The sequence below is a fragment of the Cupriavidus sp. 05N39 genome (genome assembly GCF_056397325.1).
On sequence record NZ_JBFTNE010000001.1, the window covers coordinates 195,836 to 221,167 of the forward strand.

Below are 25,332 nucleotides of genomic sequence, written 5' to 3' on the forward strand. Positions count from 1 at the left end.
CTCAAGGCGGCGTGCAACGCCTTGGTGTTCGCGGCGGGCGGCACCATGCTGACGCCGCTGCATGCCGAGGACTATCCGTCGCGCCCGGTGCGCCTGATTTCGCCCTACGGCCCCGGTGGTTCCAACGACATCTCGGCGCGTTTGCTCGGCGAAGGGCTCAGCCGGAAGTACAAGCAACAGTTCGTGGTGGAGAACAAGCCCGCCGCCGGCACGCGCGTGGCCAACGAGCAGCTCGCCCGCGCTACGCCGGACGGCTACACGCTGCTGTGGGTGGCGGCGCCGTTTGCCATCAATGCCGCCGCGGGACTCTCGCAGCACTACGACATCCACAAGGATTTCGTCGCCGTGGGGCCGCGCGTGCTGGGGCCGGTCTTCCTGATCGTCAACGCCGATTCGCCGGTGCGCACGGTGGCCGACTTTGTGCGCATGGCGCGCGAGAAGAAGGACGGCGTGACTTTCGCCTCGCCGGGCGTCGGCTCGGGCCCGCACCTGACCGCCGAACTCTTTGCGGCCCAGGCGAAATTCAAGAGCCTCAACGTACATTACCGGGGCGACTCCACCGCCTACACCGAGCTGCTGGCCGGCCGGGTCGATGCCACGCTGACCGCCATCACCACCGCGCTGCCGTTTATCAAGGCCGGCAAGCTGCGCGTGATCGCGGTGTCCGCGGAGCAGCGCACGCCGGTCTATCCGGACGCGCCCACGTTTGGCGAGCAGGGATTTCCCGGCGTGGTCGGATACGGCTGGTTCGGCCTGATGGCGCCCGCCGGCACGCCGGCGGCCGTGGTGCAGCAACTCAACCGCGATGCCAACGCGGTGCTGGCCGATGCGCAGATGCGCAGCAAGCTGCTCGGGTTGGGGTTGCAGCCGGAGGCGGGCGACAGTGCTTCGTTCGCGCGGTTTATCGATGCCGAGGTGGCGAAGTGGGGGCCGCTGATCAGGTCGGCGGGGATCAAGCTCGAATAAGGCGTGGCGTGGACGCGCTGTCGCCTCAGCCGAACTGCGGGCTCAGCTCGTCCTTCATCCAGTCCACGAAAACGCGCGTGCGCGCCGGCAGCAGCCGCGCGTTCGGATAGATCAGCGACAGCGGCCAGGGCGGCTGCTCGAATGCTTCCAGCACGATGCGCAGCTTTCCCTCGGCCACCAGCGGCGCCACCTGGTAAGACAGGAAATTCCCGAAGCCCGCGCCGGCGGCGCAGGCCGCCACCGCGGGCGCCGTCTGGTTGAATTCGAGATTGCCGCTGACGGCGACGTAGAAGGGGCGGCCTTCCTGCTGGAAAGTCCACCAGTGCGCCGCATTGCCGATGAAGCGCACGCAACTGGCATGGCTCAGTGCGTCGGGGTGGGCGGGCACGCCATGCTCGCGCAGGAAGTCCGGGGTGGCTACCACCACGCGGCGGATGCGGCCGACCTGCCGGGCCACCAGCGTCGAGTCCGCGAGCGGGCCGATGCGCACGCCCACGTCGATCTGTTCCTCCAGCAGGTTGACCACGCGATCGCTGAACTCCATCCGGCAGTGCACCGCGGGGTAGCGCTGCACAAAGCGGGTTACCGCCGGCGCCACGTGCATCTGGCCGAACAGCACCGGCGCGGTCAGTACCAGTTGTCCGGTCGGCTCGACATGGCGCGCGCTCAGCACGGCCTCGGCTTCGTCGATGGTGGCGAGGATGCGGCGGCAGCTATCCAGGTAGGTGCGCCCTTCGTCGGTGAGCGACTGGCGGCGCGTGGTGCGGTTGAGCAGCCGGACCTGCAGTTCCGCCTCCAGCGCGGCGAGCGTGCGCACCACCGCCGGCAGGGAAGTGTGCAGGGCGCTGGCGGCAGCGGTGAGGCTGCCTTCGTCGACCACCTTGACGAAAGTCTGCATGGCGCGGAGTTTGTCCATGCGTGTCACATTACTACGGTTTATGGAGTAGTCAACTGCATTCTGCCCCATTTATTGCATCCTGGAAGGCGCCCAGAATGACCTTCATCCCCCCAACCACCAGGAACCGAGATGTCCGCCACGCCCCCAGATAGCACCACGATCGCTCCCCCCGCCGAGCCGCTGGTGCTCTATCACATGTCTCTGTCCGGCCACGCACACCGGGTGCGCCTGCTGCTGTCGCTGCTGGGACTGCCGTACCGCCTCGTGGAGGTTGACCTGCGGGGCGGCGAGCATCGCCGCGAGCCCTTTCTCAAGCTCAACCCCTTTGGCCAGGTTCCGGTGCTCGACGACAACGGTACCGTGCTGGCCGACTCCAATGCCATCCTGGTCTACCTGGCCATGCGCTACGACGACGGCCGCTGGCTGCCGCGCGATCCGGTGGGCGCGGCAGCGGTGCAGCGCTGGCTGTCGGTGGCGGCGGGCGAGATCGCCTTCGGGCCTGCCCGGGCACGGCTGGCAACCTTGTTCGGTGCCCCGGTGGCGGCCGATGACGCCATTGCGCGCGCGCAGCGGCTGTTCGCGGTGATGGAGCCGATCCTGGCCGCGGCGCCGTTCCTCGCCGGCGCGTCGCCCACGCTGGCCGATGTGGCCGCCTACAGTTATATCGCGCGTGCCGAGGAGGGCAATGTCTCGCTGGCGCCGTATCCCGCGCTGGGCGCCTGGCTGCACAGGATGGAGGCGCTGCCGGGGTTCGTGCCGATGCCTGTTTCGGCGGTGGGCCTCGCGGCTGTCGCTTAGGCGCCGCCCCGCCCCGCCCCGCCCCGCCCCGCCCCGCACCGCACCGCACCGCAAAGGAGGATGAAATGGACCTGCAAGGATGGCCGCATGCCGAATCGCCTTTTCATGCCGGGGAGCAGGCCGTGCAGCAGCGCGCCGGCAGCCGCGAGAAGATGGAGGTGGCCGGACGGCGAGTGGTCCGGCCCGCCATGCCCGAGCAGCATCGCCTGTTCTTCGCCCAGTTGCCGTTCGTGGTGGTGGGGGCCGTGGACGCCGCGGGCATGCCCTGGGCCACCGTGCTGAGCGGCGCGCCGGGCTTTATGCAGGCGCCGGATCCCGACCACCTGCGCATTGCCGCGCGGCCGCTGGCGGACGATCCGCTGGCGCATGCCCTGGGCGCCGGCGCCCACATCGGCCTGCTCGGCATCGAGCTGCATACGCGCCGCCGCAACCGCATGAACGGCCGCATTGCGGCGGAGGACGAGACCGGCCTGACGGTGGCGGTGGAGCAGAGCTTCGGCAATTGCCCGCGCTACATCCAGCTGCGGCACTGGCGCGAGGCCGGCGCGGACGAGAGCGGGACCGCTGCCGTGTGGCACGGCGACGCCCTGGATACCAAGGCTGTGGAGGCGCTGCGCGCTGCCGACACGATCTTTATCGCCACCCATCATCACGATGCCGCGTCTGGCCACAGCGGCGGGGCGGACGTGTCGCACCGGGGCGGCAAGCCGGGCTTTGTCCGGGTCGACGGCGCCCGGACCGTGACCTTTCCGGATTTCAACGGCAACAACTACTTCAATACCGTTGGCAACCTTGTGGCCAACCCGCGCGCCGGGCTGCTGGTACCGGATTTCGAGCGCGGCGGCCTGCTGCACCTGAGCGGGCACAGCGAAATCGTCTGGGAAGGCCCGGAGGTCGAGCGCTTTGACGGTGCCGAGCGGCTGGTGCGCCTGCATGTGGAGCGCGTGGTGAGGCGCTCGGGGGTGCTGCCGCTGCGCTGGCAGTTCGAGGCTATGTCGCCGTGGGTGGCGCAAACCGGCAGCTGGGAGGCTGCGGCGGAGCACTGAGGCGGCGCACGGGGCCCTGGCGGGCTTGCCAGCGGCTCCTTTTGTTGTATCCGGCATACATTTGACGCCCTTGCCAGGCTGTGCGCCGGGGCGCACTCCGCCTTGCTGCCGCGCGGCAGCGAGGCGGGTGCTGGCGCAAGTGTTGGAATCGCGGCACTTTCCCGGTGCATGCGCTGCTGTTCAAGCTCGGGCAATTGCCCTATCGTGACGTCCTTCCCCGCCACATCTGCGCGGCGATTTCACCGTCTTGTCCCGTTTTGCCGCGGTTTGTCCATGTCCCGCTATCTTTCACGCGTTGCCTGCCGCCTGCGCTCGCTGGTGCGCGGTTATCCGGTGCTCCCGGTGCTGCTGGCCCTGGCCGCGGCGCTCGCCGTGGCGCCGCAGTCCGCTCCGGCCGCCGGGCATGTCGCCGAACATGCCGTCGAATCCGCCGCCATACCCGGCGTTGCCGACGCGCCCGCGCCGGGCCATCGCCCGCGCGTGTGCCTGGTGCTGTCCGGGGGCGGCGCGCGCGGCTATGCGCATATCGGCGTGATCAAGGCGCTCGAGAAGATGCAGGTGCCGATCGACTGCATCGCCGCCACCAGCATGGGCGCGGTGGTGGGCGGCTTGTACGCCAGCGGCTTGTCGGCCGACGAGCTGGAGGCGCGGTTGTCGCATATCAACCTGAGCGATATCGCTTTCGACCGCAACGAGCGTGCCGAACTGCCGCAATCGCAGCGCGAGGACGACCTGCAATACCCGATCGGGATCTCGGCCGGCTACGGCGACGGCAAGATCAAGCTGCCCACCGGCCTGGTGCAGGGCAACCGCCTGCTGGCGCTGCTGCAGAACTGGACGGTGCAGGTGCCGGCCGAAGCCAGCTTCGACAAGCTGCCGACGCCGTTTCGCACCATTGCCACCGACCTGGGCACGGGGGCCCCGGTGGTGCTCGACCATGGCTCGCTGCCGCGCGCCATCCGCGCCAGCGTGGCGGTGCCGGGATTGTTCGCGCCGATCAAGGTGAACGGGCGCACGCTGGTCGACGGCGGGCTGGTCAGCAACCTGCCGGTGCAACTGGCGCGCGACATGGGCGCGGATGTGGTCATCGCGGTCAATATCGCTTCGCCGCTGGACGACCCCGACAGCCTGGACTCGCCGGCGGCGGTGACGCAACAGATGGTCACCATCCTGATGAACCAGAACGTGGGTGCGCAGAAGGGGCAGCTCAGGCGGGGCGACGTGCTGATCGAGCCCCAGCTGGGCGACCTTTCCTTCACCGACTTCTCGCGCGCCAACGATGGCATCCAGGGCGGCTGGAACGCGGTGCTGGCGGCCGAGCCCCGGCTGGCGTCGCTGGCGATGCCGGCCGACGCCTGGCAGGCCCACCTGGCGGCCCGCAAGGGAGCCGGGACGATGGCGGGTCCGGTGCGTATCGATGCCATCCAGATCCAGTCGCAAGGCCGCATCCCGCCAAGTTTCATTCGCAAATACCTGGGCGTGAACGAGGGCGACAACTACGACGGGGTCACGCTTAACCGCGAGATGGCGCAGCTCTCCACATCGGGCGATTTCGAAAGCGTGACGCAGGAGCTCGTCACCGAGGATGGCCGCAATGTGCTGAAGGTCGACGCGCAGCAGAAATCCTGGGGTCCGCAGTTCCTGCTGTTCGGCTTTGGCGTGTCCACCACCTTCAATGGCCAGGGCGTGTTCAACCTGCAACTGGGGCATCGCTATCCGTGGCTCACGCAAGGCGGGCTGGAGTGGCGCAATGACATCGTGCTGGGCAGCAAGCAGGCCAGGTGGCACACCGAGTTGCGCCAGCCGGTATTCGACCGGCTCGGCTTCTATCTCGCTCCCTACGCGGAATACGGGCGCAAGCACATCGATCTCTATGGCGACAGCGCGCCCAACCGCAATACCCAGCCGATCACCGCCTACCAGATCGAGACCGCCGTCGCGGGCCTGGACCTGGGCGTGCCGCTGGGCCGGCTGGGCGAGTTCCGGGCGGGCGTGAACTACCAACAGGTCTACTACTCGCCCGTCTATAACCTGCCCATCGGCAACAGCCGGCTGTTCCCCTACGCCCGTGTGCGCCAGCCCACCGTGCGTGCCCAGCTCACCATCGACCAGCTCGACGATCCGCTCTTCCCGCGCACAGGCTACTACCTGCTGGCGACCAACGAGCTGGCTTTCGGCGGCGCCGACAACCGTTTCAACGATGCCCATGCGAAGGCACTGTGGGCCACCAGCTATGGCCGCCACACCCTGAACCTGGCAGCCGAGGCCGCGGTTACCTATGGCGACCATCGCAGCGACAGCAGCTTCAGCGGCGGCCTGGGCTTTACGCTGGGCGGTTTCCAGCATCTTTCCGCCTATGCGCAAGACCAGTTTTCCGGCAACTACCTGCTGTACGGCCGCGTGACCTACCTGAACGACTTGCGGGAGTTCATCCTGCCGGGCCTGCGCACCACCGTGGTGGGCGCCAGCCTAGAGGCGGGCGATGTCTGGCTGCGGCGCCGGAATTTCGGCAACGGGCCGTTCAAGACCAGTGCCAGCCTGTTTATCGGCGGCAATAGCGTGATCGGCCCGCTGTACTTCGGCTTTGCCGCGGCGCCGCAGGGCGTGTGGAACCTCTACCTGCAGCTGGGCCGCGTGTTCTAGCCCGCGGGCGCGGGCAGCGCTTCGGCGGCGGCTACGGTGCTATCGCTTGGCCGGAAAGTCACCGCCGAAATGCGGCCATTGCGCATGCGCAGGGTTTGCGTGCCCTGGCTGTGGCGCGCTTCGCCGTCCATGACCGAGGAGGCCTCCAGGTCGATTTCCGCGGTACTGCCCTCGATGCGCGGCGGCGCGGTGACGGCGATGCGCACCGTCTTGCCGGCCAGCGCCTGCAGCCTGGCGAACATGCCGATCACCGCGTCGCGGTCGTCGTAGCTGCCTGCCAGCGGATGCTCGCCGTGGTGACGCCAGCGCACGCCGGGCTCCAGCAGCGGGAAGATGGCCTCGAAGTGGCCGCTGGTAAGGGCCTGCAGGTATTCGTTGACCACCGCGGCGACGGCTTCCTCGCTCATCGGCACTTCGACCCTGGCGCGCGCGGGGCGGCGCGCCTGCGCCGGATCGAACCCGAGGAACTCCAGCACGCTGCTGACCACCTGCTCGCGGTCGTTGTCCACGCAGATCATGTGATAGCTGTTTTCCACCACCACCTTGCGCACGTCGGGGACCGCCGAGTCCAGGAAGTCGGCGGAGCGCAGGCTGGTCAGCTCGTCCTCGCGGGCATTCACCACCAGCGTGGGGCAGGCGATGCGGTGGGCGCCGCGCAGCACCCAGCCGCGCAGCCGGTCGACCTGGCGGATGCAGGCCAGCGGCACCCAGCGGTAGTGGAAGTTGTCGCCGCGCTCGAACTTGGCCTTGACGATGGCGCGCACCAGATCGTTCTTGATGCCGAACGGTTCATCTTCCTCCACCCGCATGCGCGCGGGCAGCGTGGGGATGTGGTAGACCACGTGCCGCAGCGCGCGGTACCAGGGGGTAGACCAGCCGTCGATATATACCGGCGCGGCCAGTGCCACCAGCCGGCCCTTGCGGTGCTGGCGGCGCTCGGCCAGTGCCAGGGCCAGCAGGCCGCCCAGGCACATGCCCATGACATGGAATGTCTCGTATTGCGCGGCCAGTTCGTCGTAGGCCTGCGTGACCGTGTCGAGCCATTGCTCGGCGCGCACCGGCACCAGGTCCTCGGGTCGGCCGGCGTGGCCGGGCAGCGTCACCGCGTGGGTTTCCACCCCGGCGCGCCGCAGGGCCTTGTGCATCGGGCCGAGGTCGAACTGCGTGCCGCCCAGGCCGTGGATGAGCAGGGCACCGGTGCCGCCGCTCTTGGGAGCCGTCATGCTGCGTCGCGCTCCTCGAAGATGGCCGCGCCCTGCAGGCGCCATGCGCCGGCGATGACGGCCACGGACTCGTCGCCGTCCAGCAGCGGGCCGCTCATATCGAGCACCATGGTGCAGTCGCCGGCCGGCAGCATCAGGCGAAACTGCAGGTCGGTGCGGTTCTCGCCGTCGCTCTCGCGCAGCCAGCGGCTGCGTACCTGGGCACGGTCGTCGGGGTGCACGTGGGCCAGCACGTCGTCGAGGCTGGCGAAGGTATCCTCGCGTACCCCCAGCGTGCGTTCCACGTCGCCGCTCCAGCGCAGCGTGCCGCTGCGCGGGTCCAGGCAGTAGACCAACTGGTTGCTGGCTGCCAGGGCCAGCGTGACATCGTTCTGGCGCCGTGCCGATTGCGCGTGCAGCTGCTCCCGGCTGGTGCGCAGCGTGCTGATCAGGAGCGTCAGCAACGCCGCCACGGCCAGGTAGAGCTGGGCTTCGAGCAGGGAGCGGCCGTGGTGAGCCGCGCTTTCCGCGAACGGGCCATCGCCCTGGCCGGTATTGACCAGCACGAAGAGCGCCAGGATCGCCACCGCCACCGAACCGCCCCGGCCTCCCCACAGCAGCGTCACCACCGCGGCGAAGAACAACGGGATATAGGTCAGCGCAAAGAGCACGCCTCTCGGTACCGGCGCCAGGATCTCCCTGTCGAAGATAAAGAAGGTGGTCAGCACCAGCGCGGCAAAGGCGCCCAGGCCGAACAGGAAATCGCCGCCGCTCATGCCGCCTGAGCGCATGGCGCGAAAACGCGACCAGCCGGCCAGTACCGGCGTGACGATCAGCACGCCCACCAGGTCGGCGGCGCCCCACACGCGCGCGGTGCGCCAGAACGGCACGTCCTGCATGATCGTGAACCAGCCCGCGCCGATCGCGGCGCTGACGGCGCTGCTGACCACCCCGGCGATCAGCAGCCCGCGCACGAAGGCCAGCCCTTCCAGCGAGAAGTGCGTGCGCCTGACCAGCGCCACCGCCAGCGCGGCACTGCCGATTTCGTCGAGCGAGAACAGGATCAGCCGCAAGGTGTCGCGTCCCTCCACCCAGCCCAGCAGCATCTGCGCGGCAAAGAAGGCCAGCCCCACCGCCAGCCAGCGCGGCATCGGCGTCAGCATGAATGCGGCCACGGTCACGCCGGCCGGCAGCCAGATATAGCCGGTGGCTGAGAACGGGCCATTGAGCTTGTGCGAGATATAGCCGGAGCAGAAGTAAAGCGCCGCCCACAAAAACAGGACGACGGCCCGATTGGTCGCTCGGTTGGTTGGATTCACGTTGGCTTTCCTTGGCTGAGTCCCTGGCTCTGATGCGGCGCCAGGCCATCGGCTGGTATGCCGGCTGCACGTTGGCTGACCTGCCGGTGCGGCTGGGCAGGGGCATCATAAGCCCGGGCAAGGGTCTCTGGCATGGCCTGATGTAATAAAAACGTCACAATATCGGGTGTCCGGTCACGAGCCAGGCCGGCGCCGGCGGCGGTCGATGCCGTGCAAGGCAAGGCCGCAATATATACGAGGAGAAATGACGAAATGACAAAGTACACACTAAATATGGGATTCCTGCCCGGCCTGCTGGCCTGCGCCGCATTGCCACTGGCTCTGGGCGCGGCTCCCGCCGCCGCCGCCTGGCCGGAAAAGCCGATCCGCCTGGTGGTGGGCTTTCCGCCGGGCGGCCCGGTCGACACCCACGCGCGCATCCTGGCCGAAAAGCTCCAGCCTATCCTGGGCCAGTCGGTGGTGCTGGACTATAAAGCCGGCGCGGCCGGCAATATCGGCTCGGACGCTGTCGCCAAGGCGGCACCGGATGGCTACACGCTATTGCTGGCAAATACCGGCCAGATGGCCATCAACGGCTCGCTTTATCCCAAGCTGCCGTACGCCATGCCCCAGGATTTCGCACCCGTGGCCCGCACCGCGCTGATTCCGCTGGTGATGGTGGTCAATAACAATGTGCCGGCGCGCAACCTCAAGGAGTTCATCGCCTACGCGCGCGCCAATCCGGGCAAGCTCAATTTTGCCTCAGGTGGCAACGGCGGCATCTCGCATTTGATGCCGGAGATGTTCAAGCAGGCCTCCGGCACGTTCATTGTCCACATTCCCTACAAGGGCAGCGCCCCGGCCCTGACCGACGTGATGGGCGGCCAGGCGCAGATGATGGCCGATTCGATCCCGCTTTTCACGCAGTACATCAAGGCCGGCAAGGTGCGGGCGCTGGCGGTGACCTCGAAGCACCGTTCTCCCGCGTTGCCCGATGTGCCGACCATGGAAGAGGCCGGGCTGAAGAACTTCGAGGTGGTGGGTTTCTACGGCATGCTGGCGCCGGCCGGCACGCCCAAGGACGTGGTGGCCAGGCTGTCGGGCGCGCTGCAGACGGTACTGGGCGAGGCCGACACCCGCGCCAAGCTGGAGCAGCAAGGCGCCGAGGCAGCCTGGCAGGGCCCGGACGCATTCGGGCAGACCATTGCCGCGGAGCAGAAGCGCTGGGGACAGGTGATCAAGACTTCGGGCGCGAAGATCGACTAAGCGCAGGTGGCCGCTCCAAGACACTACGCCGGTCGGGGTGAATGCGGTTGCGCGAATTCCGGTTTAACATCCGGAGCTCTTTCAAGGAGCGGAAATGCATTTGTCCAACTGGCTTGTCTTTTGCGGCGTCTCGCTGTTCATGGCGTTTACGCCTGGCCCGGCGGTGCTGCTGGCGGTGTCCAATTCCGTGTCGGTGGGACCATCGCGAGCCATGCTCGGCTCCTTTGGCAATGCCGCCGGGGTGTTCATGGTGTCGGCGGTCGCCATGGCCGGCCTCGGCGTGGTGCTGACCAGTTCCGCCGCGGCATTTATCGCCTTGAAAGTGCTCGGCGCGGCTTACCTCATCTATCTCGGCGTGAAGCAGTGGCGCAGCGGCGCGAATGCGTTCGCCGTGGTCGACCGGCCCGGCCAGGCCACGGGCTTGCGTGCGTCGATGCGGCTCTTCGGCCACGGCGTGCTCGTGGCCGTGACCAATCCGAAGAGCATCCTGTTCTTCTCGGCACTGTTCCCGCAGTTCCTGACGCGCAACGCACCGGTGCTGGAGCAGTTCCTGGTACTGACCGCGACCTTCTCCGTCTGCACCTTGCTGTCGCATACCTTTTATGTGCTGGTGGCGCGCGGCATGAAGCGCGGTTTTTCCGATGTCCGCCGCGTGCGGCTGTTCAACCGTATTTCCGGTGGCGCTTTTGTCGCCCTTGGCCTGGGCATGCTCCGGCTGCGCAGCAAGGCTGCCTGAGAGACGCCCGCTACCACTGCGCAGGCGAGGTGCCCAGCCGCCCCGCCGGACGCTCCCAGTGCATCGGTGCGCCCTGCACCATGACCGGCGGCTTGATGCGTAGCGCCGGTCCCCATGCGGTTTCCTCCACGGTGTTCGCCAGATCGGCAGGCGTTTCGGCTGCCAGCGCCGCTGCTTCGCCCTGCGTGGCGCTACCCGACACCAGCAGATGCGCGGTGCGCGCCAGCGATGCCCGCACTTCGCAGCCGGCGCCTGTGGCGATGCGCTGCGCCAGACCGCGCACTGCCGCTGCCGCCATCAGGTAGCCAGTCGCGTGATCGATCGCCTGCACGGGCAGCGGCCCGGGGCGGTCCAGCCCCGCGGCGCGCATGCCCGCATCGGCAATGCCGGTGCTCATCTGCACCAGGCTGTCGAAGCCGCGCCGGCCTGTCCACGGACCGGTCCACCCATATGCATCGAGCGACACGTCTACCAGTCCGGGATTGATCTCCCTGCGCCGCCGCGCGTCCAGGCCAAGACGCGCCAGAGCCTCGCGCCGGTAGCCGTGCACGAGTACGTCGGCCTGGCTTAGCAGCCGCTCAAGCACATGCCGGTCCGCCGCGTTTTTCAGGTCGAGCCGGGCACAACGCTTGCCGGGAACGACTTCCGGAACCGTGCCGGGCTCTTCCCAGCCGGGCGGATCGATGCGGAGAACATCGGCGCCAAATCCGGCCAGGAAGCGGGTGGCGACGGGGCCGGCCAGGATCCGGGTCAGGTCCAGCACGCGAATGCCGCGCAAGGGGCGGTCCGGCGCAATGGCCCAGTCCGGCCGGTCGCCGGTGGCGTGGGTCGTCCAGTGCAGGAGCGGTTCGCTGTTGACGGCCCTTCCCTGCGGATGTGCCACCCATTCCGCCTGCGTACGCATCGCTGCCGAACACCCGCCGTTGCCGACGATGGCGGTTTCCAGGGCGCTGGCTTCCCATTGCGCGACGGCCCGAGCGACCGCCGCCTTGTCGGCCGGCACGCCGAGCACCGCGAGGGCGGCGTCGCGGTGATGCGGGGCGTTGGTGTGCAGCCGGATCCAGCCGTCGGCCGCCCTGTAGTCGCCGGCCACGGCATCCCATTGCGGCGGCAGTTCCCAGCCTTGCGGCCGCAGCGAAGTGCCGAACCACAGCGATGCCAGCCGCTGGTCCGCCTCGACCCGCGGCATCCGTCCGTGCGCCTGGTGGATCAATCCGGCAACGGCGAGCCCGGCGGCGCCGACGGCCGCCGTGGCCAGGGGGGTGACCGGAAAGACCGACGGCAGGTTGCCCGTACCGGTCATGGCGACGTGCTCGGGCCAGGCGGCGTCACCGTGCATGCCCTGCCAGATCTCGCCCAGGAAGTTGGTGCCTGCTTTCGCCGTGTTCGGGGCCGATGGCGGGGAGTATTCGGGGTTTGGCATGACGGCTCTCGCTTGTCGTTCGGTGGTGGGTCAGCGGCTAAGTGCTTTGCAGGATAGGCTTCTTGTCTTAATAGTCAATATTGATTATCTTAATCAACTAGTTGCTCCTTTCCACTTGGACCGCCATGTCCCGCTACCTGAGTTCCGGCGAAGCCGCCGCCGCGCTTGGCGTGTCCCGCCAGACGCTCTACGCCTATGTCAGCCGCGGCCTGCTGCACGCGCACGACGGGGAAACCCATCGCGAAAGCCGCTATCTCGCGGAGGACGTGGAGCGCCTGGCGGGCCAGCGCACGCGCGGCCGCAAGCCCCGCGAAGTGGCCAAGGCCACGTTGAACTGGGGTTTGCCGGTGCTGGAATCGCGGATCACGCTGATCGAGGACGGGCAGCTTTACTACCGCGGCAACAATGCCGTGGCGCTCGCCGCATCCGACACGGTGGAAGCGGTGGCGGCGCGGCTTTGGCAATGTCCTGTGGAGGCCGCCTTTGGCGCCGTGCCGCCATCGCCGCCGGCGCACCTTGCCGCGATGCAGGCGGCCTTCGCCGGCCAACGCTGCGAGGAGGCGCTGTTGCCCCTGTTCACCATCGCCAGCGAGGACGACCCCACCGCGCAGTGGCAGGCATCGCCGGAGCGGCTTGCCGCGGGCTGCGGCGTCCTGGTGCGGCTGCTGGCCGCCTGCCTGCTGGGCACGGCGCCCGCCAGCACCCCCGTGCACCGGCAGTGCGCCAGTGCCTGGCAGGTGGACGACGAGGGTGCGGCGCTGATCCGCATGGCGCTGGTGCTATGCGCCGACCATGAGCTGAACGCGTCGAGCTTCACGGCCCGCTGCGTGGCGTCCACCGGCGCCAGCCTGCGCGCTTCGGTGGTGGCTGGCCTGGCCGCGCTGACCGGCGGCCGGCACGGCGGTGCAACGGCGCGCGTGGAGGCACTCTGGGATGAGCTGGGCGACCTCCGGCCCGCCGCAAAGCTGCGCGAGCGGCTCGCCCGCGGCGAGGGCCTGCCGGGTTTTGGCCATCACCTCTATCCTGCCGGCGATATCCGGGCCATTGGCCTGCTGTCGCGGATACTCCCGCATCATCCCGAATGGCAGGCACTGATCGACGTCGCTTTTTCCCTGGTGGGGCAGCGGCCATCGATCGATTTCGCGCTGGTGGCGCTGCGCAGGCATCTGGGCCTTCCGCCCGGCGCGGCCTTCGGCCTGTTTGCGCTCGGGCGTTCGGTCGGCTGGATCGCGCACGGATTGGAGCAGCGCTCCGATGACGAGCTGATCCGGCCGCGCGCGGCCTATGTCGGCCCGCGTCCGGCTCCGGCGTGAACGCCGCCTCCTGTCAGGCGGCAAGCTCCGCCGCGCGCTGTTGCAAGCGCCGCACCGCCTCGCGCGCCTGCGCGCCAAGCTCCGCAAGGTCGAGGCCCGGAATCGCGTCGTGCTCTGCCACCACGCGCCCGCCCACCAGCAGCGCGCGCAGCGCCGGCCTCCCGCCGCTGGCCACCGGCGCGATGGCCGGATCGTGCAAGCCGAAGCAGCGCGGGTCGTCGAGGCGGTAGACGGCAAGGTCGGCCGCCTTGCCCGGCTGCAGCGTGCCGACCGCATCCAGGCCAAGCACGGCCGCACCGCCGGCCGTGCCCCAGCGCACCACGTCCTCCACGCGCGCGGCATCGGCGCCGCCCTCATGGCTGCCTCCTTCGGCGCGCGGCAGCGCGCCGTGGCCACGCCGCGCGCGCTGCAGCAGCCAGGCGGCATGTGTTTCCGAAATCATGTCGGCCGCTTCGTTGGAGGCGGCACCGTCCACGCCGATCGACACTGGCACGCCTGCGGCTTCCAGCGCCGGGATATCGGCGATGCCGCTGCCCAGCCGGCCATTGCTCTGCGGGCAGTGCGCAATGCCCGTGCCGGTGGCACCGAGCTGGCGGATTTCGCCGGCGCCCAGCTTGACCAGATGGGCGAACCACACATCGGGCCCCAGCCATTCGTGCTCGCCGCAGAAGGCCACCGGCGTGGTCTGGTATTTTTCCCACGCGGCGTTCTGGTACTCCACTGTCTCCGACAAATGGCTGTGCAGGCGGATGCCCAGCTGGCGCGCGGTGCGCGCGCTGGTGCGCAATTCGTTGGGCGACATCGAGTAGAGCGGCGTGGTGGGTGCCATCACCACGCGGCGCATCGCGTCCGGCGCGGCCTGGTGGTAGCGCGCGGTGAGCCGCTCGCAATCGCCCAGGAACTGGTCGAGCGTTTCGGGGCGGAGCGCCTGCGGCAGGTCGATTTCGAGCTGCCTCGTGCGGGTTGCGCCGCCGCGGCACAGGACAAAGCGCAGTCCCAGCGCCTCGGCCTCCTCGAACAGGATGGCCGAGCTGTCGTAGGGCATGCCCGGATAGTAGAGATAGTTGTGATCGGCGACGGTGCCGCAGCCGCTGCGCACCAGTTCCACCAGGCCGATGCGGGCCGCAAGCCGGAAGGACGCTTCGTCGAAGGCGCCGCGGAAGCGGTAGGGCGTGGCGCCCAGCCAGGGCGTGAGCGTCAGGTCCAGCCCCGGCGGATCCCCCTTGAGCAGCGACTGGAACAGATGATGATGGGTGTTGACCCAAGCCGGGTAGATCACGCAATCCGTGGCGTCGATGACCTGCTCGCCGGGGCGCGGGTCGAGCCGGCCGATGGCTTCGATGGTGCAGCCGGCCACGCGCAGGTCCGGCCCGGCATGGCGCTCGCCCGCGCCGGCAAGGCCGGTGAGGATGGCGGTGGCGTTGCGGATCAGGATGGTGGGGTTCGGCTTCATGCGAGCTCGCTTTCGTGCCAGTGGGACAGCGCCATGCGCGATATCACCACCATTGCGCCAAACAGCGCGACGCCCGTCACCGTGATCAGGAACAGGGCGGCGAACAGGCGCGGGATATTGAGGGCGAAACCCGCTTGCAGGATCTGGTAAGCCAGGCCCGCGCCGGTGCCCCCGGTGCCCGCCACGAATTCCGCCACCACCGCGCCGATCAATGCCAGCCCGCACGAAATGCGCAGCCCGCCGAAGAAGTACGGCAGCGCGCTCGGGATGCGCAGCCGGCGCAGGGTGTCCCAGCGGCTCGCGCGGTTGATGCGGAACAGGTTGAGCAGCCCGGGGTTGACACTGCGCAGGCCCAGCACCGTGTTGGAGATGATGGGGAACACCGCCACCATGGTGGCGCAGATCACCAGCGCCAGCGTCGGCTCCTTGACCCAGATGATGATCAGTGGCGCGATCGCCACCACCGGTGTTACCTGCAGCAGGATGGCATAGGGAAACAGGCTGGCCTCGATCAGCCGGCTTTGCACGAACACAAAGGCCGCGGCGGTACCGGCCACCACCGCCAGCGCGAACGCCAGCATCGTGATGCGCAGCGTCACCCACAGCGAGCCGGACAGCAGGCTCCAGTCTTCCACCAGCGCATGGCCGATGGCGGCGGGCGTGGGCACCAGGTAGGCGGGGACGGCGAGCGCCGTGCAGATGCCTTGCCACGCCAGCAATAGCAGCGCGCCGACGGCAAGCGGGGCGGCCACGCGCTGTACGGCGGGGCGCGACAGTAGCGGGGGATTCATGGAGGGGCTCCTGGTTATCGCGGGTGTGCGTCCGGATCGATGCCGGTGTTGGCCTGCGTGAGCAGCGCCGACAACTGCGCGCAGTACTGCATGAAGGCGGGCGAGACGCGGAAGGCTTCGTCGCGCGTCTCGGGGCCTTCGATCGTCACATCGGCGATCACCCGGCCCGGACGCGCCGCCATGACCACCACCCGGCTCGACAGGTAGACCGCCTCGTAGATGCTATGCGTGACGAAGACCACGGTGAGGCCGCGTTCTGCCCACAGCGCGCGCAGGTCTGCATCGAGCCTGTTGCGGGTGAACTCGTCGAGCGCGCCGAAGGGTTCGTCCATCAGCAGCAGATCGGGGTTGGTCGCCAGTGCCCGCGCGATCGACACGCGCATCTGCATGCCGCCGGACAATTCGCGCGGATAGACCGTGCCGAAGCGGCCCAGTCCCACCAGCGCCAGTGCGCGCTGGACGCGCTCGCCGGCCTCGGCGCGCGGCATGCGTGCCAGGTCCAGCGGCAGCCGCACGTTGTCGGCCACGCGCGCCCACGGCATCAGGGTGGCTTCCTGAAACACCATCGCCAGCGTGCGCCCGGCGGCATCGGAGGCGGTGGGCAGGGCAGGATTGCCCCACCAGCGCAGATGTCCCGCCGAGGGCGTTTCCAGCCCGGCAAACAGCTTGAGCAAGGTGCTCTTGCCGCAGCCGGACGGGCCCAGCAGCGAGACGAACTCGCCGGGCTTGATCGCCAGCCTGACGCGTTCCAGCGCCACGGTGCCGTTGGGGTAGGTCTTCTCGACCTGGTTGGCGAGCAGCAGGGGCGCGCCGGCATCGCGGGCGATGCCGGACACGATGCCACCGGGGCCCGGGCCTGGGGTCTGCATGGCACTGCGAAAGAGGGCGCTCATGACGGTCTCCGTATTGAGTCTGTGCGGGGCTACCCGGTTCAGCCGCGTACCACGGGAATGCGGAACGCTTCCTTCTCACCGTGCTGCGTGAACAGCGCCATCAGCATCTTGCGCATCAACAGGCCGGGCTTGTCGGACTCCATGTGGAATTCAACGCGGCGGCGCGTGTCGACGCAGGCGTCGTAGTCGGTGGCTTCCAGGATCTCGCGGTCCTCGCCGACGATGGGCGCATCCCAGTCGATCAGTTCCTGGGTCGAGCAGTCTTCCTCGCTGTCGTTGCGGTACAGCCATTGCGACAGCATCACGCTCTTGTCGTCGATCGGCGTGGCGCAGTTGTAGATGATGTGGTGGCGCCCGCTGGCCGGATAGATGCAACCAAAGCGACGCGTGAAGGGCAGGTCCCAGCGGTTGAACATATGCCGGTGCGTGATCGGCTCGGTGGTGCCGGTAACGCGGTGGCCGGCATCGATGTTGCGGATCGGCACCAGCGTCTCGGCCTCGAAGCCCCATTCGCGTGCCTGCAAGTCGTACTTCTCGGGCTTGGGCTGTTCGGACAGGCCGAAGTTGGCGCGGTGCACGAAGCTGAAGTGCGAGTTGTCGAAGGCGTTCTCCATCACGCGCAGCGGGCTGGTGTTCCATTTCTCGTAGAACTGGAAGATGCGGCGGTAAGCGGGATCGCCATCCTCCGGAAAATCGGGGATGGGCTGCAGCGGATCTTCCAGCGCCACCCAGACGTAGCCATACTTTTCCTGCGCGTGATAGGCCTGCACCTTCGCGCCAGACGGGATGGCGTTATCCGGCGCCTGCGGAATCCGCACGCAGGCGCCGGCGCAGTTGTATTCCCAGCCGTGGTAGCCGCAGACGATGTCGCCGCGGTCGTTGACCCAGCCCTTGGAGAGACGGGCGGTGCGGTGGCAGCAACGGTTCTGCAGGGCAGCGGGCTTGCCGTCGGCACCTTTCCACAGCACCAGGTTTTCGCCCAGCAGGGTGAAGGGCCTGGGGCCGTCGTCGAGCATGGCGATRGGCATCAGGGCGTACCAGAAGCGGCGCAGGACGGGTTGTTGAGTGACCAGCATTGCAGAATCCTTGTATGGGGGGTGATCTTTGATCTCGGACAGCGGTGCCGCGCAGTGCGTTACGGCATCACGGCATCAGGGCATGATCTTCAGGTCCTTCACGAACTGCGTGGTGTAGGCTTGCTTCCAGTCGGTATCGGCTTTGAGCAGGCCGGCGCCGACCATGAAGTCGCGCGTCTTCTGCCAGCGCGCATCGGTCATCACGCCGATGCCGTAGCGGGCCGCGTCGCCGCCGCTCACCATGCGGTACTCCTTGAGCTTGTCCACGCCCCAGGCGAGCTGGTCGTCCTTCATGTTCGGGTTCTCCTGCTTGATCAGCGCATTGGCAGGGGCGGGGTCCGCGAGGTAGCTTTTCCAGCCTTCCATGGTCGCCTTGACGAAGCGGGCAATGACGTCCGGCTTCTCCTTGACGGTTTTCCGCATGGTGACAATGGTGGTGCCATAGGGCGGATAGCCATCGTCGGCAAACAGGAAGAAGCGCGTCTTGGCGCCGGCCTTGCTGGCCGAGAACACCTCTGACGAGGCATAGGCCTGCTGCGCCGAATGCGGGTCGGCGAAGAAGGGCTGCAGATTGAACGTGTAGACGCGGGACTGGGATTCTTCGAGCTTGTACTTGCCCTTGAGCCACGGCCACCACGTGGTGCGTCCGGAGGTGGAAACCAGCACCGTGCGGGTTTTCAGGTCTGCCAGGCTTTTGACGTCCTCATGGGTCATCATGCCTTGCAGGTCGGTCTGGAAGGAGGTTGCTACGGTGGTCACGGGCACGCCTTGCTCCACGCCCTTCAACACCTGCAAGTCGTAGCCCATCAGGAAATCGGCCTGCCCGCTGGTGAGGATCTGCATGCCGTTGACCTGCGGGCCGCCCATGCGGACGGTGACATCCAGGTCGTATTTCTTGTAGATGCCCTTGGCCACGGCCTGGTAGAAGCCGCCGTGTTCGGCCTGGGCATACCAGGAAGTGAGGAAGGTCACCTTGTCGGCGGCCAGCGCGGTGGCGGGGACGGCCGCGAACGTGAGCATGGCGCAAGCGCCGGCGATCAACAGGCGGCGCAATGGGGAGGGCGTCTTCATGGGGGCTCCTTGGCGGACAGGTGTGGGGCAAATGCTGGCGAGGGCTGCAACAGGCGGGGTGGCACCGGCGAGCGTGCGCCGCGCATGGTCATGCGCTGGCGCAACGCGAGCGGAGGGATTGCCGCGCAATGCGCCTGCGCAATGGAATAAGGGCTTGAGGATGAGGGACATCGTGGGCGCTCTCTTTTCTCTCGTCCCGGCCTTGTGACCGGATCCAAACGCCCGGATGTCTCGCCTGGCGAGGCAACTGGGCGTGCGACCAAATGGTCGCGAGAGCAATGTCCCACGCCGGTACGCATTTGCCCGCTTGGGGAACGCGTCGGCGTTAACCGCTTCTACTCGACAGGTTGTTCAGCAAGAGCTGTGCCAACACCCACGGCAAGAGACTGCACATGCTGGCTGGCGCCGCCGGATAGCCATGGTGCATGTTGGGTCATGCGCGGTGCGATGCATGCACCAGATCGGTGTGCGCCGCGCGCGGCCGCTGCTCAGCTGCCGGTACTGTTCCTGACCAGCGCGCCGCAGCGGCCGACCATGGTGGTGAGGCAGCAGGCGTTGCCTGACCAGTCGCCGCCAATGACCATGCCGTTGGGGCCGGCGATCAGGCGGCGCTGGCACTGGCCTGGCGTCTGCAATGGTTCGGGCGACGTGGGCGCGCGCGCATCGCGCGGGCCGCTGCCCGGCGCGCGAGCCGGCGGCACTTCCTCGGTCCACAGGTAAGCGGTGCCGCCCGGCACGGCCTGCACCGCCTGCGGGGGGCCCCACTGGGCCTTGGCCTGCTCGATCGGCGCCGACTTCCAGGAAGCCAGCACGCGCTGCATGGCGGATTCTTCGACGCTCGCGCAGCCGCCCAGGGCGATGGCGGCCAATGGTGTCAGCAGGAAACGAGGAGAGGCGGCGAGACGGCGGACAGCGGACATGGCGGCTCCAGAGGGGGCAACCCCCTCTGCGCAGACTATCCCAGCGCCCCGCCCCGCCGCAAGCAACCCGGCGCCGCTTATGCGGGTTTGCCCACAGAAGGCGCCAGCACGATCTTGTCCGCGTCCGCGGACGGCTCGTGCGGGTTGTCGCCGCCTCCGGCCTGGCCGAGATCCATGCCCCTGGTTTCCGGCAGCAGCAAGGCGGCGCCCATCACCATCATGTAGCCCACGCCGGCGACGATGGCGATGGCCAGCGGCAGCGAGGTACGGCCGGTGCTCAGCCATCCCACCGTCAGCGGGAAGAGCGAACCGATCACGCGCCCTATGTTGTATGACACCCCATAGCCCGTGGCGCGGATGTCGTTGGGATAAGACTCCGAGATGGTGGCGCCGATGCCGGCGAACACGCCTTGCATCAGCACGCCGAGCGGGAAACCCAGGAACAGCATCGACGTGTTTGAAACCGGGATCACCATATAGACCAGCGCCATGACGAAGGCGCCCGCGGCAAAGGCGATGTAGGTCAGGCGGCGGCCCCAGCGGTCGGTGGCATAGGCGCCCGCCACATAACCCACCAGGGAGCCAAAGATGGTCATCGCCAGGTAGGAACTCGTGCCAAACACGGAAAGCCCGCGCTCGGTCTTGAGGAACGTTGGCAGCCAGGTGGCAATCGCATAGTAGGCGCCGAGCATGCCGCCCGACAACAGGCTGCACAACAGCGTCTTGCCCAGCAACGGCCGGCGGCCCAGGCGCGCCAGTTGCTGCCATGCGGAAGGGGCATCGGCCGCACCGCCCGCGGCGCGTTCGGCCTGGCTCTTGATGAAGACCTCCGGCTCTTCCAGGTTGCGGCGCAGGTAGATCACCACCAGCGCCGGCAGGATGCCCAGGAAGAAACAGACGCGCCAGGCGGTTTCAGCCGGGAACAGGCTGAAGGTGATGGCGTAGGCAATCGCCGCCGCGCCCCAGCCGAAGGAATAGCTGCTGGCGGTGAAGCCGGAATACTTGCCGCGGTGCGCGGGGTTGCGGATCATCTCCGTCACCAGCACCATGCACAGAGAGGATTCGCCACCAAAGCCCAGGCCCTGCAGCATCCGGAAGACCAGCAACTGCTCGGGCGTGCTGGCCAGTCCGCACAGGAAGCAGGCCACGGCGAACACCACGATGGTCCAGCGCAGCACACGCACCCGGCCGTAGCGGTCGGCCAGGATGCCCGCACCGATGGCGCCCACCAGCGAAGACACCAGGGTCCACGTGACGATGGCGCCGGCGGTCGACTTGCTCATGCCCCACTGGGTCAGCAGGGTCGAAATCAGGAAGGAGTAGATCATGAAGTCGAACACGTCGACCGCATGACCGAGGAACGCGCCGTAAAAGCCCTTGCGCTCCATTGTCGATAAATCCTTGAACCAGGCGAACATGATCTCTCCTTCGAATCGTTTCGAATTGGGGGGCGGTGCGTTGGTTTTGTTATCGCGCCGGGGCGCGTGGCACCTTGAGGGACTGGACCGGCGGTGGCCGGAAGGCAAAACCCGCTGCTTCGAGCAACTGGGCAAAACGCAGCGAGGTCAGGTCGGCGAAGCGTCCGGCGACGATCTGCACCCCCACCGGCAGGCCGCCGCGGCCCGGGCCGACCGGTGCCACCGTCGAGGGCAGGCCGCACAGGCCGGAGTGCCCGGCCCAGAACAACTGGCTGGTGAGCGGTTGCGCCCGGCCGTTGACCTGGAGCGTGCGCTGCCACGGCTCGCCCGCCTCGTCCAGGGCAAAGGCCGTGGTGGCGGCGGCCGGACAAAGCAGCACGTCCACCTCGCCGAAGAAACGTTGCCAGGACTGCGCGAAGGTGGCCCGAGCCTGCTGCAGTTGAAGCCATTGCCGATGCCGGATGCCGGCGCCCGTGAATTGCAGCGTCGCATAGCTATGGTCTTCGGGCGCGGCGCCGGCGGCATGGGCCAGCGCGGTGTCGAAGCTGGTGTCATCCATATGGATCGACGTCGTCGCCCGCAGCATCAGCACATAGGCGTGCCACAGGGCTGCGGCATCGAAGTCCGGGCGGGCATTCCACCGTACCTGCGCGCCCTGGCTCTCCAGCCAGCGTCCCAGCCTTTCGATCTCGTCGCTGACTTCCGTGTCGGCCTCGCAAAGCGGATGGCTGGATAGCACGGCGACGCGGAAGTCGGCCAGCGTGTGCTTGTCACAGGGCGGCAACGCCAGGCGATAGGCCAGTGCGTCGCTGCCGTCCGGCCCCGCGAGTGCGTGCAGCAGCAGTTCGAGATCCCGCGCACTGCGCGCGACCGGGCCCGCCACGTTGATCTCCTGCTCACCATAGCCGTGGCCGATGCCGTGGCCGCGTAGCGGCACCAGCCCGTGGCTGCTCTTGTGGGAGAACACGCCGCAGTAATGCGCCGGGTTGCGCAGCGAGGAGCCGATGTCGGAGCCCACGTCGAAGAAGCTCATGCCAGCGCAGACCGCCGCGGCGCTGCCGCCGGACGAGCCACCAGGGGTGCGGCCCGGATCATGCGGGTTGCGGGTGGTGCCGTAGACGGCGTTGTAGCTTTGCCAGTCGCGCAGCCCGATCGGCACATTGGTCTTGCCCAGCAGTACGGCGCCGGCCGCGCGCAAACGCTCGACGACAGCGGAGTCGTTGGCCGCGATGTTGCCGCGCTGGGCCGGGCTGCCGCATGTGGTGGGCCAGCCGGCTACGTCGAAGGACTCCTTGATGGAGAAGGGGATGCCGTCCAGATCGCCAAGCGGCGCTCCACGACGGCGGCGTTCGTCGCTGGCCTTGGCCGCGGCGCGGGCGTTGGGGAAATCCGCCAGGATGATGGCGTTGATCTCGTGGTGCGAGGCGGTATAGGCGGCTTCGCACCAGTTCACTAGGTCTTGCGCGCTGGCATGGCCTTTGGCCAGTAGCTCGGCGGCTTCCCACAAGGGCAGGAAACACCCTTCTGGCTGCTGGACATCGGTCGTTGGAATATCTTGCCGCGTCACGCTGGCGCTCCGTTTTGTGGGGTCCCTTGCCAACGAGGCACGGGATTGGGGGCTGTCGGGATTCCGCGAATTCGGTATACTATATTCATTGATTTGCAGAGGGCAAGGCAAATATTCAGACCGCCGCGAACCGCCGCTTTCTGGTGCAATGCAACAGAAAGCGGCACAAATTCGGCGCTGGAAAGCGAGTCCGCGCGGAGGATGCGCACCTTGATAGGGCGCGTCTTTTGCGATTTTGGTATACCGTTTTGGCTTGAGCGGTTTGAGGATAGCCGGCCAGGAGCACTACCGCTGTTCGAGCAACGCCTTCAATGCGGCAAGGTCGCGCCGGACCCACTCCGCGTCCGCTTGCAGTTGGGCATCGCTGACGCCCGGACTGCGCAGCAAGGTAAACAGCAGGGTGGCCCCGTCGCCATTGGCGATCACGCGCATCGGGATATAGATTTCCTCGCCCTGCGCCGGCTGCACATAGTGGTCGGCGACGCCATAGGGGTTGGGGGGCGTGAACCGGACCTGCATCGGGCCTTGGGGCGTGAGCGTTGACCAGGTGCCATCCGCCTGCTGCGACAGCTCCCCTAGCCCGCTGGCCCAGCGGGGATAGTTCTCGGGGACCGCAAGGAAGGCGGAGACGGTGGCGGCAGGCAGATCGATATCGATGCCGAGGCTGAGATAGTCGCTTTGCTTGGCCATGGTCTCGCTCCGCCTTGGGGTACTACTAGTGCTCGAAGAASGACAGGGTTTGCTGGTCCGGGCTGGATGGCCGGCGCCGGCGTGTGCCGGTTGGGGATACGGGGGCTGTCCGCTGCGTTTCGCGCCGCGGCATCGAGGGCGCCTGAAGCTCGAATTGCCGGACGTGTTCCAGCGGCACGGCGCTGGCCAGCAAAGCCGCCAGCCTGGGCGCCAGGATCTGGTAGGTGTCCGGGTCGAAGCGTGCGGGCGCGCACAACAGGCCGGCTGCTTCATCCAGCGTGGACACGGTGCCCAGGTAGCACCAGTCCTCGAGCACATGCCACCACGCCTTGGCGCCATCCTGCTCGCGCCACGCCACGGCACCCGCGAAAGGCCAGGGCCGCAGCGACAGGTCCGCCAGGGCCATCACGGCACGCTCGCGGTGCGACGCCAGCGATTCGTCGCCCGTGCATGCCCCCAGGCAACGGTGCAGCTGGCGGGCGAAGCAGGGCAGGCCCCGCCGCACCGTCTTTTCCAGGGCGAGCGCGGCTTGGCAAAGCTGATGGGCTTGCGCCAGTTCGGCCAGGCGCGCCTCGGCGCTCGCCCGGCTGGGAAAGGCGCCATATAAGTTAGGGTGGCGGCTGAAATCCGTGTCGCGATCCGAGCGCAGCATAGGCGCGCTCAGCCCGGGCGCCAGTTCCCAGGAAAACAACCCTGCAGTCTGCCGCAGCTTCTGGTTGTGCAGTGGTTGCAGCGTCTTGATCAGGTGCGCTTCCAGCAGCAGCGCTCCCGCTTCGCCACCAGTCTCCCGCCACTCCACCCGGCGCACGGCGCGCGCCAGCCGCATTTCCAGGGCGGCGCGATGATCGCTGGAAAAGTGCGCGCCAATGCGCTGGCGCAGGTGGATGCTCTTCCCTATATAGAGAGGCATATCCTGGTCGCCGTAGAAGAGATACACACCGGCGGTATCGGGCACGTCATCCAGGGCGGTTTCCTCCAGGCCGGCGGGCAGGCTTGCGCGCTTGACCAGGGACCGCACCGCCGATTCGACCAGATCGACCGTATAGAGCTCGTGGATCTTCTGCCAGAACTGCCACAGCAGTTCGGCATCGGCCAGGGCCCGGTGCCGGCCCTTGGGCTGCAATTCGAACCGGGCGATCAAGGCATCCAGGCCGTGCCGCGCCACCGACGGAAACAGCGAGCGCGAGAGGCGCACGGTGCACAATACGTCGGCGCGGAACGTCACGCCAACGCGGCGGAATTCATTCTTGAGAAAGCCATAGTCGAAGCGTGCGTTATGGGCGACGAAGAGCTTGCCCTGCAGCCGCTCCGCCAGGCTCTCCGCCAGCGACTCGAAGCTTGGCTTGCCGCGCACCATGGCATCGGTGATACCCGTCAGTTGCTGGATGAAGGGTGGGATGCCGATCCCGGGATCGACCAGGGTATCCCATTCGACAATACCGTCCGGCCCCACTTCCACCACGCCGATCTCGGTGATGCGGTCCCGGGTGGCGTCGGCGCCGGTTGTTTCCAGGTCGACAAAGACGATGGGGCGGGAGAGTGCGTCGGCCAGCGCTTGCGCATCCAGGTGCCAGGGCGTGTTGGCCGGCTGGCGCGAGGGCTGGTAGATGGAGAGGTCAGGCATCCGTTGATTCTAATAGATTGCAGCCACGCGGAAGCTGCCCTGCGCCGGGGCTCGGCAGCCGGCTTCATCACAGCGTCACAAACCGCTCTGAAGAAATTTCAGAAAACGCTTGCCATGGCCGAGGGGCTCCCTTAAGATTCGCCCCCTCGCAACACAACTACCGCGCTGCAAAGCAGGCGGGACAAGGGTTGCGGGGTTGGCAGGGTGGTTGGCGGCGCGAAAGGCGCGGCGAACTGAAGT

General features: G+C 67.8%; 21 protein-coding genes. 7 read left to right on the forward strand and 14 right to left on the reverse strand.

Features of this window, described 5'->3' with window-relative positions; all coding sequences use genetic code 11:
* The first annotated feature begins 45 nt into the window (after positions 1-45).
* Positions 46-966: a Bug family tripartite tricarboxylate transporter substrate binding protein gene (locus AC1DN0_RS00845; protein ID WP_477143291.1), complete on the forward strand. Its 921-nt coding sequence runs from the start codon at positions 46-48 to the stop codon at positions 964-966.
* Between the two features lie 25 nt (positions 967-991).
* Here AC1DN0_RS00845 and AC1DN0_RS00850 read toward each other — a convergent pair whose 3' ends face one another.
* Positions 992-1,882, reverse strand: a complete 891-nt coding sequence (locus AC1DN0_RS00850; protein WP_441633284.1) for a LysR family transcriptional regulator — start codon at positions 1,880-1,882, stop codon at positions 992-994.
* A gap of 111 nt (positions 1,883-1,993) precedes the next feature.
* Here AC1DN0_RS00850 and AC1DN0_RS00855 point away from each other — a divergent pair, with 111 nt between their 5' ends.
* The 3 genes from AC1DN0_RS00855 to AC1DN0_RS00865 all read left to right on the forward strand — a co-directional run bounded on the left by AC1DN0_RS00855 (position 1,994) and on the right by AC1DN0_RS00865 (position 6,351).
* Entirely contained in the window at positions 1,994-2,662 is a 669-nt protein-coding gene (locus tag AC1DN0_RS00855; protein ID WP_441633286.1) for a glutathione S-transferase family protein, read from the forward strand.
* Positions 2,663-2,727: 65 nt separating this feature from the next.
* Positions 2,728-3,708, forward strand: coding sequence for a pyridoxamine 5'-phosphate oxidase family protein (locus AC1DN0_RS00860; RefSeq protein ID WP_441633288.1), 981 nt, complete (start codon positions 2,728-2,730; stop codon positions 3,706-3,708).
* A gap of 273 nt (positions 3,709-3,981) precedes the next feature.
* Positions 3,982-6,351 (forward strand): patatin-like phospholipase family protein, encoded by a 2,370-nt coding sequence (locus tag AC1DN0_RS00865; protein WP_441633290.1) that lies wholly within the window; start codon positions 3,982-3,984, stop codon positions 6,349-6,351.
* On the opposite strand, the gene AC1DN0_RS00870 is transcribed toward AC1DN0_RS00865, so the two are convergent.
* A complete protein-coding gene (locus AC1DN0_RS00870) occupies positions 6,348-7,574 on the reverse strand; it encodes an alpha/beta fold hydrolase (protein WP_477101864.1) in 1,227 nt (408 codons plus the stop codon). The two genes, AC1DN0_RS00865 and AC1DN0_RS00870, sit on opposite strands and share 4 nt — an antisense overlap.
* Positions 7,571-8,872: an MASE1 domain-containing protein gene (locus AC1DN0_RS00875; RefSeq protein ID WP_441633294.1), complete on the reverse strand. Its 1,302-nt coding sequence runs from the start codon at positions 8,870-8,872 to the stop codon at positions 7,571-7,573. The genes AC1DN0_RS00870 and AC1DN0_RS00875 overlap by 4 nt, the downstream gene beginning before the upstream one ends.
* A 252-nt stretch (positions 8,873-9,124) precedes the next feature.
* Between AC1DN0_RS00875 and AC1DN0_RS00880 the strand changes: the two genes are divergently transcribed.
* Positions 9,125-10,117 (forward strand): Bug family tripartite tricarboxylate transporter substrate binding protein, encoded by a 993-nt coding sequence (locus tag AC1DN0_RS00880; protein WP_441633296.1) that lies wholly within the window; start codon positions 9,125-9,127, stop codon positions 10,115-10,117.
* 94 nt (positions 10,118-10,211) lie between these two features.
* A complete protein-coding gene (locus AC1DN0_RS00885) occupies positions 10,212-10,853 on the forward strand; it encodes a LysE family translocator (RefSeq protein ID WP_441633298.1) in 642 nt (213 codons plus the stop codon).
* A gap of 10 nt (positions 10,854-10,863) precedes the next feature.
* Here AC1DN0_RS00885 and AC1DN0_RS00890 read toward each other — a convergent pair whose 3' ends face one another.
* Positions 10,864-12,276: a CoA transferase gene (locus AC1DN0_RS00890; protein WP_441633300.1), complete on the reverse strand. Its 1,413-nt coding sequence runs from the start codon at positions 12,274-12,276 to the stop codon at positions 10,864-10,866.
* Positions 12,277-12,401: 125 nt separating this feature from the next.
* On the opposite strand from AC1DN0_RS00890, the gene AC1DN0_RS00895 reads away from it, so the two are divergent.
* A complete protein-coding gene (locus AC1DN0_RS00895; RefSeq protein WP_441633302.1) occupies positions 12,402-13,589 on the forward strand; it encodes a citrate synthase family protein in 1,188 nt (395 codons plus the stop codon).
* Positions 13,590-13,602: 13 nt separating this feature from the next.
* Here the strand turns inward: AC1DN0_RS00895 and AC1DN0_RS00900 are convergent, their stop codons facing one another.
* The 10 genes from AC1DN0_RS00900 to AC1DN0_RS00945 form a co-directional block, all read right to left on the reverse strand.
* Positions 13,603-15,042, reverse strand: coding sequence for an amidohydrolase family protein (locus tag AC1DN0_RS00900; protein ID WP_441633304.1), 1,440 nt, complete (start codon positions 15,040-15,042; stop codon positions 13,603-13,605).
* Positions 15,039-15,833: an ABC transporter permease gene (locus AC1DN0_RS00905; protein ID WP_441633306.1), complete on the reverse strand. Its 795-nt coding sequence runs from the start codon at positions 15,831-15,833 to the stop codon at positions 15,039-15,041. Before AC1DN0_RS00905 ends, AC1DN0_RS00900 begins: the two co-directional genes overlap by 4 nt.
* A gap of 14 nt (positions 15,834-15,847) precedes the next feature.
* Positions 15,848-16,702: an ABC transporter ATP-binding protein gene (locus AC1DN0_RS00910; protein ID WP_441633323.1), complete on the reverse strand. Its 855-nt coding sequence runs from the start codon at positions 16,700-16,702 to the stop codon at positions 15,848-15,850.
* A 62-nt stretch (positions 16,703-16,764) separates the two neighbouring features.
* Positions 16,765-17,802 carry an aromatic ring-hydroxylating dioxygenase subunit alpha gene (locus tag AC1DN0_RS00915; protein ID WP_477145473.1) on the reverse strand — a complete coding sequence of 346 codons (1,038 nt, stop codon included), beginning with the start codon at positions 17,800-17,802 and terminating at the stop codon, positions 16,765-16,767.
* Between the two features lie 75 nt (positions 17,803-17,877).
* A complete protein-coding gene (locus AC1DN0_RS00920; protein ID WP_441633310.1) occupies positions 17,878-18,873 on the reverse strand; it encodes an ABC transporter substrate-binding protein in 996 nt (331 codons plus the stop codon).
* A 488-nt stretch (positions 18,874-19,361) separates the two neighbouring features.
* Positions 19,362-19,793, reverse strand: a complete 432-nt coding sequence (locus tag AC1DN0_RS00925) for a hypothetical protein (RefSeq protein WP_441633312.1) — start codon at positions 19,791-19,793, stop codon at positions 19,362-19,364.
* 77 nt (positions 19,794-19,870) lie between these two features.
* Positions 19,871-21,211 (reverse strand): MFS transporter, encoded by a 1,341-nt coding sequence (locus AC1DN0_RS00930; protein WP_035860456.1) that lies wholly within the window; start codon positions 21,209-21,211, stop codon positions 19,871-19,873.
* 49 nt (positions 21,212-21,260) lie between these two features.
* Positions 21,261-22,778, reverse strand: a complete 1,518-nt coding sequence (locus tag AC1DN0_RS00935; RefSeq protein WP_441633314.1) for an amidase — start codon at positions 22,776-22,778, stop codon at positions 21,261-21,263.
* 285 nt (positions 22,779-23,063) lie between these two features.
* The gene (locus AC1DN0_RS00940; protein WP_441633316.1) at positions 23,064-23,468 is read right to left on the reverse strand and encodes an SRPBCC family protein; all 405 of its coding nucleotides are present in this window, start codon (positions 23,466-23,468) and stop codon (positions 23,064-23,066) included.
* Positions 23,469-23,493: 25 nt separating this feature from the next.
* Positions 23,494-25,092: an exonuclease domain-containing protein gene (locus tag AC1DN0_RS00945; RefSeq protein ID WP_441633318.1), complete on the reverse strand. Its 1,599-nt coding sequence runs from the start codon at positions 25,090-25,092 to the stop codon at positions 23,494-23,496.
* Positions 25,093-25,332 lie beyond the last annotated feature (240 nt).